General features: G+C 43.8%; 9 protein-coding genes. 4 read left to right on the top strand and 5 right to left on the bottom strand.

Annotated elements, in window-relative coordinates; translation table 11 throughout:
• Positions 1 to 25: 25 nt before the first annotated feature.
• Positions 26 to 919, bottom strand: a complete 894-nt coding sequence (locus tag MiSe_RS03770) for a hypothetical protein (protein ID WP_226574987.1) — start codon at positions 917 to 919, stop codon at positions 26 to 28.
• 291 nt (positions 920 to 1,210) lie between these two features.
• On the opposite strand from MiSe_RS03770, the gene MiSe_RS03765 reads away from it, so the two are divergent.
• Positions 1,211 to 1,789 (top strand): hypothetical protein, encoded by a 579-nt coding sequence (locus tag MiSe_RS03765; RefSeq protein ID WP_226574985.1) that lies wholly within the window; start codon positions 1,211 to 1,213, stop codon positions 1,787 to 1,789.
• Between the two features lie 401 nt (positions 1,790 to 2,190).
• Positions 2,191 to 4,680, top strand: a complete 2,490-nt coding sequence (locus MiSe_RS03760) for a CHAT domain-containing protein (RefSeq protein ID WP_444980456.1) — start codon at positions 2,191 to 2,193, stop codon at positions 4,678 to 4,680.
• A gap of 246 nt (positions 4,681 to 4,926) precedes the next feature.
• On the opposite strand, the gene MiSe_RS03755 is transcribed toward MiSe_RS03760, so the two are convergent.
• Positions 4,927 to 5,319 carry a hypothetical protein gene (locus MiSe_RS03755; RefSeq protein ID WP_226574981.1) on the bottom strand — a complete coding sequence of 131 codons (393 nt, stop codon included), beginning with the start codon at positions 5,317 to 5,319 and terminating at the stop codon, positions 4,927 to 4,929.
• Positions 5,320 to 5,440: 121 nt separating this feature from the next.
• Between MiSe_RS03755 and MiSe_RS03750 the strand changes: the two genes are divergently transcribed.
• On the top strand, positions 5,441 to 5,680 hold the full coding sequence (locus MiSe_RS03750) for a hypothetical protein (RefSeq protein WP_226574979.1): 240 nt from the start codon (positions 5,441 to 5,443) through the stop codon (positions 5,678 to 5,680).
• 36 nt (positions 5,681 to 5,716) lie between these two features.
• The gene (locus MiSe_RS03745; protein ID WP_226574978.1) at positions 5,717 to 7,144 is read left to right on the top strand and encodes an amino acid permease; all 1,428 of its coding nucleotides are present in this window, start codon (positions 5,717 to 5,719) and stop codon (positions 7,142 to 7,144) included.
• A gap of 193 nt (positions 7,145 to 7,337) precedes the next feature.
• Here MiSe_RS03745 and MiSe_RS03740 read toward each other — a convergent pair whose 3' ends face one another.
• From MiSe_RS03740 to MiSe_RS03730, 3 genes are all read right to left on the bottom strand, one after another.
• Positions 7,338 to 8,333, bottom strand: a complete 996-nt coding sequence (locus tag MiSe_RS03740) for a cyanophycin synthetase (RefSeq protein WP_226574976.1) — start codon at positions 8,331 to 8,333, stop codon at positions 7,338 to 7,340.
• A gap of 139 nt (positions 8,334 to 8,472) precedes the next feature.
• Positions 8,473 to 11,913 carry a GAF domain-containing protein gene (locus MiSe_RS03735; RefSeq protein ID WP_226574974.1) on the bottom strand — a complete coding sequence of 1,147 codons (3,441 nt, stop codon included), beginning with the start codon at positions 11,911 to 11,913 and terminating at the stop codon, positions 8,473 to 8,475.
• 60 nt (positions 11,914 to 11,973) lie between these two features.
• The gene (locus MiSe_RS03730) at positions 11,974 to 13,821 is read right to left on the bottom strand and encodes an AAA-like domain-containing protein (protein WP_226574973.1); all 1,848 of its coding nucleotides are present in this window, start codon (positions 13,819 to 13,821) and stop codon (positions 11,974 to 11,976) included.
• Positions 13,822 to 13,843: the final 22 nt, after the last annotated feature.

The following is a 13,843-nucleotide window of genomic DNA, read 5'->3' as shown; positions in this document are numbered from 1 at the left end:
GGGATGGTAATTAAACATACCAGAGTCAACGCGATCGCTTTGGTGAAGCTTGGGGACTGAGTATCAACAGGGGTTCGCCACCATCGCTTTCATGAATTGCTACAACTGGCGGACGTAGATTACCAGTTTTTTCTGGTAAAGCGGGAAAGATATAAACATAATTATTGCGAGCAATTAGTAAGCGCCAAACTCTGGTGTTCTTTGGATCGTTAATTTCTTTTCCTAATAGGGACTCGTAGCGATTTTTATCGCCAATAATGCGGAAGTTTGCAGGAGAAGGATTAGTGAGAGGATTATCGAGTTTGCGTCCTAGTGCTGTCTTGTTTTCAGCATCAGAATTGATTAAAGTGACGACGGGTAAACTAGAAGTGGAATTGACGGCATCTATCAAAGCATCTGCATCTGCTTGCCATTGAGCTAGGTAAAATAAGGCAATCAATGTCCATGGGACGACGACTGTTTCTTGGATGAGCGATCGCAAAAAATTGACCGTACTCAAGTCCATCGATCTAAACTGTGCTAAAGATTCGATCTGTCGCGCGATCCAAAACCGCTGACGCCTGTTGGTGAGGGTAACAATCCGCGATCGCATCCTGTCTAATTGTCTGGCGATCGCATTGGCAAGTTTCGGAATTAGCCATAGGGTTAAGTGAATCAAAATGGCGGTGAGGATGAATGCGATCGCGGTGCGGAAAATTGCCCAAATATTCCCGACAAGTGCTTGGAAAGACGCGATAAAAAATGACTCGACGGGTAAGTCGAGAGTCGCGATCTCTAACTGAAAAAAGCTGAAATATGCCCAGCGGTAAACCCAGCCAGTGAAGTAGAGAAACACGGCTAGCAAGCCAAGCAAACCGATTATTTTCCCCAAAATATTGGGTTCGTCAGCAGGTGGGGGAGGTGGGGTAGCTTGGGACACAGGCTGTTTTAAATATTACTTAGACTATATTTGAAGAGTAAACCTCTTGCAAAAGTATTTGGGGCAATGGGGCAGGCGAGACGCCTACCCCACAAAGCAAAAAAAACTCTTGTGGGGTGGGCATATAGCAGTTTGCACTCGGATGAGGTACACCTTGGTTTGTGTAGCGGCACCCTTAAGGGTGCCGCTACACAAACCAAGCCAAAAGGCTTTACCTCACTCGTCAGATTAAAATCTGAGCGAAAAATGCAAGAAGTTTAGTGTAGATCGAGACAGAGCGCTGGGGAAACGATGAAAGTATTTTTTAAGGTGCTGGTGGTTGCACTTCTAGTTTCCATACCTGGACTGGCGGGTTATGCACAGACACAAATAAAGGAACGAAATATAACCCAAGCACCTGCTGCTAGGGCGGAAGATACGATTACCGTATCCTTGCCGCAGTCGGCATTGGTGCGGACAGCAAGGGATTCGATGAGTGGTCGGGTGAGTGGGTTCGATTCACAGGGGCGAAAGTTAACGCTTTCGGCAGAAAATGGCTTTTCTCAATCAATGGCGATCGCTCAAATCAAAACCGTAACATTCACAGGTGACGTGTGGATTCCGGCAGCAGGTGGTTCTAGAAGGATTCGAGGTGAGGAGAGGGTAGCGACGACAACTGGGCAACAAACCTGGCGAGGCGTTCCCCTGAATGCGTTTGAACTGCGAGACGCTAACCAGGGGCAGGCGATAGTGAGGCTAGGGACTGTAGTTAGTCGGGCGCAGTTGCGGGGTCTTCGGTCAGTTGCAGCAACGACTCCCTATGTGGTGGATGAAATTTCGTTTGAATCTTCAGGAAAAATGACGATTAAAGCAACACCTTATAGTCGTTAGCGATAAATTTTACCAATTAATGTTTATTTTTGGTGAATAAATCGGAGGTTAATTTTACACGATTCCAATCGCTTCGTTGTTAGCCCGACAGGGAATCAATTCCCTGTCTAATAGCGAAAGTCCTCTTCAGAGGACTAAATACTTATTATTAAACCCTTTTAGCCCACTCAAGTGGACTCAATACTAATCTTCCAGTCCATTAAAATGGACTTTCGCTGTTAGCCCGGAACTTGAGTTCCGGGCGGGCTTGGGCGACACAGGGATTGATTCACGAACAGCATCATTGATTTCCGGGCGGGCTATGAGACTGGTGCAATATCTCAATTGTCTGGTGAGTTTGAGCTAGTTTTTTGAAATACAAATCGAAAATTGCTTTACATAGTATCTGTGAGTTGATGTCAATGAAACGAATTATCAGCAGTGTTTTGGCTTTGGGTATCTGTTTAATTCCGGCGACAGTTCCGCTGATGGTTCAACCGAGTTGGGGGCAAAGTCAAAATTCGCAGGTTGAAGAGTTAAAGCGACTGCTAGAGCAAGCAGCGCAACATACGCAGCAAGGGCAACCCCGACAAGCAATAGAAAAATTGCAGAGGGTTATAGCAATTTCGCGACAGTTTAAAGCTAGAGAACTTGAAGCGACTGCACTGCTTGGGATTGGTTTTAACTACTACAACATGGGTCAGCGCCAGCAAACCTTGGATTACTTCAAGCAAGCTTTGCTGATTCTCCGGGAATTGGGCGATCGCTTGGGTGAAGCCGCGATGCTGAGTAATATCGGTTTAGTCTACGATGACATCGGGCAACCGCAAGAGGCTTTGGATTACTACAACCAAGCTTTGCCGATTCTCTCGGAAGTGGGCAATCGCTCAGGAAAAGCTAAGACGCTGAGTAGTATTGGCTTGGTCTACCATGCCATTGGGCAACCGCAACGGGCATTGGAATACTACAACCAAGCTTTGCGGATTCTCCAGGAAGTGGGCGATCGCTCAGGAGAAGCGACGACGCTAAATAATATCGGTGGGATCTACAAAGTCATCGAGCAACCGCAAAAGGCTTTGGATTATTACAACCAAGCTTTGCCCATATTCAAGGAAGTGGACGATCCCAAAGGCGAAGCCGCGACGCTGAATAATATCGGTGCGGTCTACGATCGCATCGGAGAACGGCAAAAGGCTTTGGATTATTACAACCAAGCTTTGCCCATATTCAAGAAAGTGGGCAATCACTCAGGAGAAGCGACGACGCTGACTAATCTCGGTACCGTTTGCGCTCACATCGGACAACCCCAGAAGGCTTTGGAATACTACAACCAAGCTTTGCCGATTCTCCGGAAAGTGGGCGATCGCTCAGGGGAAGCCACGACGCTGAGTAATATCGGTGGGGTCTACCGAGATACGAATCGACCATCTGAGGCTATCACTTATTTGGAGCAGTCAACCAAAATTACCCTAGAAATTCGGGGTGGTTTACAGCGTGAAAATCGGCAAAAGTTTTTGCAGTCAGGTATTCGTGGAGGAACAGCGATCGCTCTCATCTCTTTCCTCATTGACCTAAACCAACCAGAAAAAGCCTTTGAATGGCTCAACCTTTTCACCACAGCAGATCTCGCAGACTATACGCGCCTAATTGACGCCAAAGTTACCAACCCACAAGCGCAGCAAGCAATTGACGAATGGAAGCAAAAAAATCAACAACGGCAATTCTTACTACAACAACTGCAAAACAACTGTTCAGAGCAACTATTCCAACAATTTCGGGCATTAGATGAAGAAACAAATCGACAAGCTGAAGACATTTCCCGTCGCTTTCCTGAAGTCGCCGAACTATTTGAAACCAAACCCACAGATATTGCCCAACTAAGAGCCAGTATTCAAGCAGGAACGGTCGTAATTCAACCCGTCTTGCTGACCAATATAGAAAACGTACCAAATACTGTAGCCATATTTGTTTTAACCAAAGACCAACTGAGCGTCATTAAAAAACCAATTGACCCTGCCGAATTCGATCGACTCTTCACCCAATACCGCGAACAACTGCAAAACGAAAAGGATGCTAGCTACATCGAAACCGCAGGCAAACTCTACGACATTCTAATTCGTCCAGTTGAAGACAAAATCAAAGCTTTCTCGCCCAAACAATTGAGCATCATCGCTACAGGAAAACTGCGCTACATCCCCTTTGAAACCCTCTACGACGAACAAACCGACCAATTCCTCATCCAAAAATATCCCGTCAACTATCTGACTCGCCTTTCCAGTCGTTCCCTGGAATCGAATGTAGAGACGTTTCATGAAACGTCTCTACAAAAAGGTATCTTAGCATTAGCAAATCCCGTCCCCCGCCAACCGCAAGATATACCCGGAACCGAAGAAGAAGTCAAAAATATCACTCAACTATTCCCCGGTAGCGAATATTTTCTCCGCAACGACGCCACTCTCGAAAAATTCAAACTCCAAGCACCCCGCTTTCCCTTCCTGCACCTAGCAACTCACGGCTGTTTCCAACCCGAAGGCTGCAAAACATTGGGCATGGAGGCGAATACCATACTATTTGCAGATCGACAATTCAACATTGCCGACGCCGCCTTATTGGGATTGCAAAACACCCAACTCCTCACCCTCAGCGCCTGTGAAACTGCAATCCAAGCTAATTCAAACGGCGAAGAAATTGCCGGAGTTGCCTATGTTTTTGAACGCGCTGGTGCTAAGGGAGTAATGGCAAGTCTTTGGAATGCTGACGATGATGCAACCAAAGAATTGATGACTCAATTTTATCAGAATCTAAAGCAGGGAATGAGCAAAGGGGAAGCGCTGCAAAAAGCGAAACTGAGTCAAATTAATCGCCATCCCTACTTTTGGTCGCCGTTTATTTTAATTGGCGATGCGCGGTAGGGCAGGCAAGATGCCCACCCCACAAGATATAGCGGTTTGCAGCCGGTGATGGTACACCGACAGCGGTGTGCGGGCAGCATTAATGCTGCCGCTACACAAACGAAGCCAGAAGGCTTTACTTCACTCACTTGCAATCCGCTCTAGAGTTTCTATAGGATGCGATCGCTCTCTCTACTCTGTCTCTGCGTCCTCTGCGTCTCTGTGGTTCAAATCTTATTCACCTGAATTATAAAGAGCGATCGCATTCTATCCCTCCCCTTCAACTCGACTAAAAAGACGTTGCACCACCTCTAGAGTTTGGTAAGCTAACTTGGGATCGATCGTCAATTTTTCTTGCTTAAACATCATGCGATCGCGCAAATCAATCCCCGTCACCAATATTTCGTAATCTTCCTGGTTATAGAAATTATAAGCGAAGAATGTTTGAGCTAAAGTTTTCGGATTTTGAGACTCAAAATCAATCCCATGTTGTTCTGCTACCATTCGCATCACCGCAAGAGCAATAAATACAGCAGAACAGATAGCAGCCTCAAACGCCTGCATTTCAATAATTTCTAACAATCTTGCCAAATAAACCCGAATATCGTATAAATCTCGACGCGGGTAATCATATAGTTGAAAGATTTTATCGAGATTCACTGCTTTTTCACCCCGTAGTTAGATCGAGATCGGCGCGATCGCAAGCCAAGAACAGCACATACAGATTGTATGACGCATTTGCGATCGCGCCGACAGTGGCGGTTGTGTTATTTCCTGCGCGGTGACGGTAATTAAAGATACCAGATTCAACGCGATCGCTCTCTCTACTCCCTCTCTTCGCGTCCTACCCAACGGGTGCGCCGAAGAAAGCGTCTATCGCGCCTTCGCGGTTCAAATCCTCTCATTCACCTCGATTGTAGAGAGCGTTCGCGAAGCGGAAGGGAGGCATATCGCACTACAAGTTTTACTTTTGGTGCATAAATTTCACCTTAACTTTAATTTATATATAAATCTGTGCTAAATTTTACCCGAATACCTGCATTAAGCTTTGGACAAAATGACTCCTGGATTGTTCAGCAAAAAATCAGTAGACGAATTATTGCAAGCAAACGATTTAGACAGCGATAAAGGACTGGATAAATCTCTTGGGTTAGTCGCGCTCATCGCTCTTGGTATTGGTGGTATAATTGGTGCCGGTATTTTTGTCCTCACCGGACAAGCAGCGGCGAACTATGCAGGGCCGTCTATTACTATATCATTTATTTTAGCGGCGATCGGCTGCGGTTTGTGCGGACTTTGTTATGCCGAATTTGCCTCGTTGATTCCGATTGCTGGCAGTGCCTACACTTATGCTTATGCAACTTTGGGAGAATTGGTAGCTTGGATCGTCGGTTGGGATTTAATTTTAGAATATATCTTTTCCGGTGCTACAGTTGCGGTTGGTTGGTCGGGATATATGGTGAGTTTATTACAAGATGTAGGAATTGTCATTCCTGCGGAATTAGCCAATCCACCGTTTAACTTACCAGCTATGTTTATTATTGCTTTGATGACGATATTGCAAATTATCGGTTTGCGGCAATCGACGAGGTTTAATAATATTATCGTATTAGTAAAAACCCTAGTAATTTTATTATTTATCTTTGGCGGATTAGGTTACATTAACCAACAAAACTGGCTGCCATTTATTCCCGAAAATACAGGACAATTTGGCATTTATGGGTGGAGTGGAGTTTTGCGGGGTGCGGGAGTAGTTTTCTTTACTTACATCGGTTTCGATGCGATTTCTTGTGCCGCGCAAGAAGCACGCAATCCCCAGCGAGATATGCCGATTGCGATTATGAGTTCTTTACTAATTGCCACCATACTTTATATTGCCGTTGTGTTAGTTTTGACAGGAATTGTACCCTATACAGAATTAAATGTTCCCGACCCGATTGCAGTAGGAGTAAATGCGGTGGGAGAAGGATTGCGCTGGCTGAAACCGATAATTAAAATAGGTGCGATCGCGGGAATGAGTTCGGTAATAGTAGTATTTATTTTAGGGCAATCGCGAGTATTTTATGCCATGGCAAAAGATGGATTGCTTCCCTCTCCATTTGCCGCCGTTCATCCTCAATTCCGCACACCTTATATTTCCATCGTTGTGTCGGGAGTTGTCGCCATGTTGCTAGCAGGATTATTGCCGATATCAGTATTAGGAGAATTAGTTTCAATCGGCACTTTACTAGCATTTTTAATAGTTTGCATCGCCGTTGCAGTATTGCGTCGCACCAGACCGGATTTACCCAGACCTTTCAAAACACCCCTAGTGCCATTAGTGCCAATTTTAGGTGCATTAATATCGGGGTTGCAAATGGTTTCACTCCCTGGAGATACATGGTTGCGATTGATAATTTGGTTGGCAGTTGGTTTGCTGATCTACTTCACTTATGGTCGCCAACATAGTACGCTACAACAAAAAAGAATACAGCAAACTGATTAGATGATATTCACCCAAGTTGCTAGTTATCAGCTTTGGCAAATCAACCCGGTTTCTCTGAAAAATCGTTAACGAATAAACCGGGTTTATGACTGGGGTAATATCATGTCCCTTCGCATCGGTTGTGTAACTGCTAATAGCTAATCGCTAATGGCTGCTCTCTAGCAATTGACAATTAGCAATTAGCAATTAGCTATTAGTTACCCATTTCTATCGCTTTGAGAATTTTCAGATACAATTCTTCTACAACCTTCATTTGTTGTTCCCCAATGGAAGCGTAATGTTCTAAACCAGGAGCGCCATTGATTTCAAGAATGACATAATCCTGCATAGGCTGCGTGATGTCGTTGGTAATAATATCCACACCGCCTAACCTCAAACCCATATCTTTGGTAACGCTTATTGCTAGCTTTTGAAAATCCGGATGCATTTCTTTTGTTACATCTATTGCTTCACCTCCGGTTGATAAATTAGCATTATCTAATAGTTTTATTCTGGTATTTTCCGGAATGACGCTATTAAGTGTTAGTCCCTGTCTTTGCAATTTAGCCGCTATTCTAAAATCATCCAAATCTATAGTTATATCTCTGTTCTCTTGTAAAAATGTTGTCTGTTTTTGAGCGAGAATCTCAAGAATACTAGATTTGCCATCCCCGATTACCGATAGTGGCGTTCTCTGATAGGCAGAGACGATCTCGCCATCTAAAACCACAACTCTGTAGTCGTTACCAGGGTAAAATTTTTGCATCAGTAGTACTGAAGTCTTTAAAAATATTTGTTGGGCTGTTTCATAGTATTCTTCTTTGTTATAAACTTTAGCGACCATAATTCCTTTACTTAGATCGTTGGGTTTTACGATTGCAGGAAAGCCAAGATTTTTGGCGAAAGCGTAACCGTCATCAATATTTCTCTTTTTAATCAGCTTGCTGCACAGTTTATCGCTGAAAAATGTTTGTTCTTCAGGAACCTTGTATCCCAATTCTTTAAGAAAGAAACTAGCGTAACCTTTATCTTTCACGATCTCTACCGAAGCATGATTGTTAATCTCGAATCTCCCGTTCCGAAAAAAGCTTCTCTTGCCGTTTTTAAAAGTAATATGTCCCACAAAACCATATTCTGGTTCAATTAAAACCGTGGCTCCTATCTGAGTCGCTAACTTTTTAATTACTTCTGTTACAAATGGTAATTTCACGCTTGACCTCAACTCATACAAAATCACAAATAAATATTTTACTTCAATTGAATTCAATTAGCAAATTATAAACTCTAGGTAAAAAAACCCGGTTTATACGAAAAATTATAAACTAAAATCCGAAATTCAAAATCTAAAATTAACTCAGATGAGTTCGCAGCAATCGCTCCTGTCGTTTCAGCGCTGCTAACAGTTCGGCATTCTGAAGAATTATACCCGCTTGATTGTTAAAAATTTGCATGGATTTTTGGTCGCTTTCATCAAAACTAACCTGAAAATAATCTGGTACATTCTCCTCCCACTCAGGATGATAGTCGGAAAAATCCCCTGGTTTCCGCTTGTTAATTAATTGAGTCACCCCAATCAAATCGCCATCCGGACTAAACACTGGCATACACAGTAAACTGCAAGTGCGATAGCCGGTTTTTTTATCCGTTTTCTTCGCTGTTTCTGAATTGGGATGATCGTACAAATCAAACGGAATATTCAAAGTTTCGCCTGTTGCTGCTACCGTACCCGCATAACCTTGCCCTATTGGTACTCGTATTTCCCGAACCTCACCATCTTCAAAGGTAATTTTCGTCCACAATTCCCGCGCCTGATGATCTAATAACCACAACGTACTGCGATCGGCATTAATTAATTTTTTCGCCGCTTCCATCACCCGTTGGAGAATTTCTTCTAATTCCAAACTGCTTTGACTGACAGATCTCGTCGCTGCCATTAGCGCCGCCGCTACTCGTTGTCCCCTGGCAGTTTTATGATAAGAGCGAAAGCTTTCTAAAATCATTTGAATCATCGGTGCGCTTTCGGCAAATTTTTCTTCATCCGCTGGCGTAAAACCCTGGGGATCGATTCTTTCCGATAAAGCAGCAGTGCGGTTATTACGTGGCTTCAACTTGTTGAGTAACTGCACAACGGCAACTAAATTTCCCTGGTCGTTTAACAGCGGTAAGGCTAACATAGTGTAGGTGCGGTAGCCATTTTTTTTGTCTTGTTCTTGAGCCATTTTTGAGCGCGGATCGTCATAAAAATCGAAGGGTATATTAATCAGTTGCTTGGAAGTTGCCACCTCGCCGACAATGCCTTGATTAGCAGGAATCCGAATTTCTAGACAACCATCGCCGTCTGCTTCGGCAACTATTGACCAAAATTCGTTTTTCTCTTCATCTAATAAGAAAATGCTGGTGCGGTCTGCATTGAGGGATTTCCCCATTCTGATAGTAATAGAGCGTAAGGTGGCATCGAGAATATCATCAAACCCTTGATTATCCATGACGCTATTGAGCATTGCTAGGGTTTGACTCACCACATTATTTTTATGGTGCATTTCTGCTTCTTGCTTAACGGTGGCAAACATCCTCGCATTTTGCAGCGCTACACCTGCTTGAGAGTGAAAAAGCTGCATGTATTTTTGACTTTGATCGTCAAAGCTAGCTTTAAAACATTCGGGTGCTTCGGGCCAATCTTCTGGATTATATTGGGGAAATTCTCCCAATCTTTTTTTGTTAACTAATTGAGTCACACCCAGCAACTCGCCATCGGGACTAAAAACTGGCATACAAAGTAAGCTACAAGTGCGATAACCTGTTTTTTGATCGGTTTGCTTGGCTGTTTCTGAATCTGGGCGATCGTAGAGGTCAAAGGGAATATTTAATGGCTCTCCTGTTTGAGCAACTTTGCCAGCATAACCTTGCCCAATTTTAATCCGCAATTCTCTGACAGAACCGTCTTCAAATGTTATTTTTGTCCAGAGTTCTTCTTGTTCTTTATCTATCAGCCATAGGGTGCTGCGATCGGCAGTCATCAGCTTCTTGGCTTCATCCATGACTTTAGCCAGCACTTCTTCCGCATCAAGGCTGCTTTGAGCAAGCGATCGCGTGGCTTCTGTCAGCGCTTCCGAAGCTTGTAATCTTTGCGTTAATTTATAACAATACTGGCATCTTTGCAGAATTCTGCGAATATCCGGCGCATAGTCGGCAAACTGTTTTTGATCCGATTCCGTGAAGCCCTGTTTGTCAATTCTTTCTGATAAAGGCGCTTGAGGATTACTGGATAATTTTAGTTTATTCACTAATTGAACGATCGCGACTAAATCTCCCTTCTCGTTTAATAACGGTAACACTAACTCGTTGTAATTCCGATATAACTTTTCTTCGTCTGCATCTTCTGCTAACAATTGATTCCCTTCGTCGCCAAACACGAACGGCTGATTGAGAAATGTTTTAAAAGAGGCGAGGCGATCCTTTGTTTCTTTTTGAGAAATAATGTCAATCTTTGGGTAACTACTGCCTCCATCCCTAGTACTAATCGACCACAATTCAAACTTTTCTTCATCAAGAAAGATAATTTTAGTTTGGTCTACCCGCATTAATTCCGCCAGTTTGAGGGTAATAGAACCAAAAATTTCATGCAGAATATAATCAAATCCCTTGCTCTCCATCACAATCAGCATGGATAGGAGTTTTTGTTCTTGGGTGACAATAACTTGCATAAAATCTGCCTGCAAGTCTGCTAATGCCTTGTTCACCCAAGTGCGGTTAAATACAGCAGCATAAATGCGATTACAAACCTTTAACTTTCCCTGCTGCTTGACGACTAACCCCGATAATTGCAATTCCATTTGTTCTCGACTGTCGTCTGCTGGGACTTCACCTAGCAGCAAAATTTGCTGATAAAGATCGAGTAACAATTTTTTATGTTGTCCCACTCTAAGAATGCGATTGCGGATCGTTTTCAGATGCGGCGGTTCGTCAGAAGCTTCCCAGTTTTCGATCAGACGCGATCGCACTAATTTTTCTATTTGCGTCATCTCATCTCCAGGCATATCCGCTTCTTGCAGGAGGAGGTTACATAACTTTTGCGTTAAAAAAGGTTGTCCGCCTGTCCAGTCTAAAATTGCTTTTAAAACCGCTTGCGGATCGCTCACTTTTCCCTTCAAACCTTGAGCAAGCGGTTGAGCTTCCTGTAATTGAAAGCCGTGTAATTCAACGGCACGACCAATATTAAACGGCGTGCGGTTTTTATCTTGAATTAAATCCGAAGGAGTTGCTACTCCCAACAGAGCAAACGTTAACCTACTACCGTATTCATTACAACCGCGAATAAAGCCAAAAAAATCATCGGTGTTAAAACTTAAGCTGAGAACGCTATCAATTTCATCGATAAAAATTACGATATTTTCACTAATTGACTCTAGCAAAACTTGTTCGACAAACTCACTTAAGCGCGACAAGGGGGGGAGATACGCGCGATCGCTCAACCAACTCTGTAAGTTAATCTTGGAGGATAGTTGGAAACTCGTCACCAGCCGTCGCATCATCCCAGCGTACCACTGATCGGGAGTGATATCCTGGCAACCAATTTTGGTTAGATCGATCGCAGCACAGGCAAAACCTTCTGCTTGCAATTTGTGCATTGTCCGCACCCGCAAGCTGGTTTTTCCCATCTGTCGCGCATTTAAAACGTAACAAAACTCCCCGGCTTTTAATCCTTCATAAAGTTCTCTATCTGCTTGTCGCACTACATAGGTGGGAGCATCTAAAGGTAAATGTCCGCCGACTTTGTAAGTGTAGGTCATACAATGCGCCTGATTTTTTGGTAATTGGTAATTGGTAATGGGTAATTGGTCATTGGGTAGCTACGAACTGGACAAGCGATCGCGAAAATAAATCCTGTATAAATCAAACCGAGGAATCACCTGATTGCCCTCAAACTTAACCAACCCCATACTGTGTAACTTAAACGCTTCCAAGGATTCCAACTCCACAGGTGCATTCGCTCTCACTACTTTAGCAAAAGCATCTGCCAAATCCGGATACTGTTTTAGCGTCCACAAATGTCTTCGCAAATGGTCATTGTAAAGACCCGCCTCGGTGACGGCCGTTTGCAATAGTTTCTCCAGAGTTATTTGTTGCTGTGCAATGTTATACAAACCAAACCGCAGTAAATACGGATGTCCCCCTACTAAAGCCATTAATTGTTCAATCTGAGTTGCGTTCCAATTTAACCTATGCCGCTCTGTTAAATCAAGCACCTGCTCTAAGCTAAACTCCGGCAATTCAATAGGCAACCCGACATTAAACGGCGACTGGTTTACATTCATCGGCACGTAAACTTCCGTCGAATGCACGACTACCAATCGCAGTTTTTCCCACAGATTGCTGTCTTTATCTCCATATCCAGCTTCCTCATACCAAGCGCGCAGCAAACCAAAAAAATCATCAGCTATTTTCGGATATTGGAAAACCCGATCGACTTCATCTAAACCTAATACCAGCGGCTTGTCTGAATTTGACAGCAAGCAATCTTCAAAATAAGCCGTGCAGTTATCTTTGCTGCCATAAGTGTCGCTCCAATAATCATCTATTTGATGCGTCAGTCGTAACTTGCGAGAAATTTTGCCACAAAACCACCGCAAAAGTTGAGTTAAATTCGTAAAAACCGCTGTATCTGCATGTTGAAAACTCAACGGTACCGTGCGATAGCCTTGTTCTTCTTTGGCATGATAAAGAATCCTCGCCATCAGCGAAGTTTTGCCCATTTGTCTCGGCGCTTTAATCCTAATTAACGCCCCCGGTTGCAAAATTTCCCTGTAGCATTGGACTTCAGAAGGAACTCGCTCTACGTAAAATGCTGAAGCCAGCCGCACTTGTCCGCTGGGTAACTCTGGTTCTGCCACTGGTAATGGTAGTGAGGGAGCAACCGGGTGCGGTGATGAAACGCTGCAATTATCCTCATCTTCCCATGTTTTGTTCTCGCTTCCTCTCAATAAATTTAGGACTGCTTGCAGCAAAATTGGCGTGTCAGCAGGAGATTTCCACTCTCGCTGTCCAATTCCATCCAGGTAGCAGCGCAAATCGTGATTCAATGGTACGCTTTGAGGACAATTGACCCGGATCGGCAACAACACGGGCTTATTGCGGCTCGAGTGCAACTCTTTAACCCACCGTAACATCTCGATTGCCATTTCACTGACCGCAACTTCGGGAGATAAAAACAGCAAAAAGTAGTCGCATTGCTTCAATTCAGCATCAATGCGCCCCAACCAGTCTCCGCCTCGGTTTCCCAGTCCTTCCCACCCTGCTGGTGACACTGCGGTCGGAGTGTTAAAATCTAAGGTAACGATAAAAGCCCTCGCTCCTCCCTCCTCGATCCCTTGGTAAAATTTTAACGCTAGACTTAGGTCTGGTTCCTGGTTACGATAGCAGATAAACACTTTCTTTCTCATCTTGTCTTTAAGCCATCGCTCAATCGCCCCCCGAAAATTTTTTTTACCCACCTCCTCTCCCAAAGCCCTTGACAATTTCTTCCACAATTTGAAACCGACATTCTTTTCGATATACTCAGGATTCAATGGGTAAATTTTCTTATAATTCAGTCCTTCCCAAGACCCCACAAATACTTGTCTTTCCAGATCGTTGAGGTGCCTTCCTGTCTGGGAATAGATTAATTTATCTGCAAATTCTAATGCTTCTTCAACCTCCATAAACCACCTGTGGTTTTTCTTA

It is taken from the genome of Microseira wollei NIES-4236, assembly GCF_020521235.1.
Taxonomy (GTDB): domain Bacteria; phylum Cyanobacteriota; class Cyanobacteriia; order Cyanobacteriales; family Aerosakkonemataceae; genus Microseira; species Microseira wollei.
Note: the sequence above shows the minus strand (reverse complement) of the source record. Positions and strands in the feature narration are given on the sequence as shown.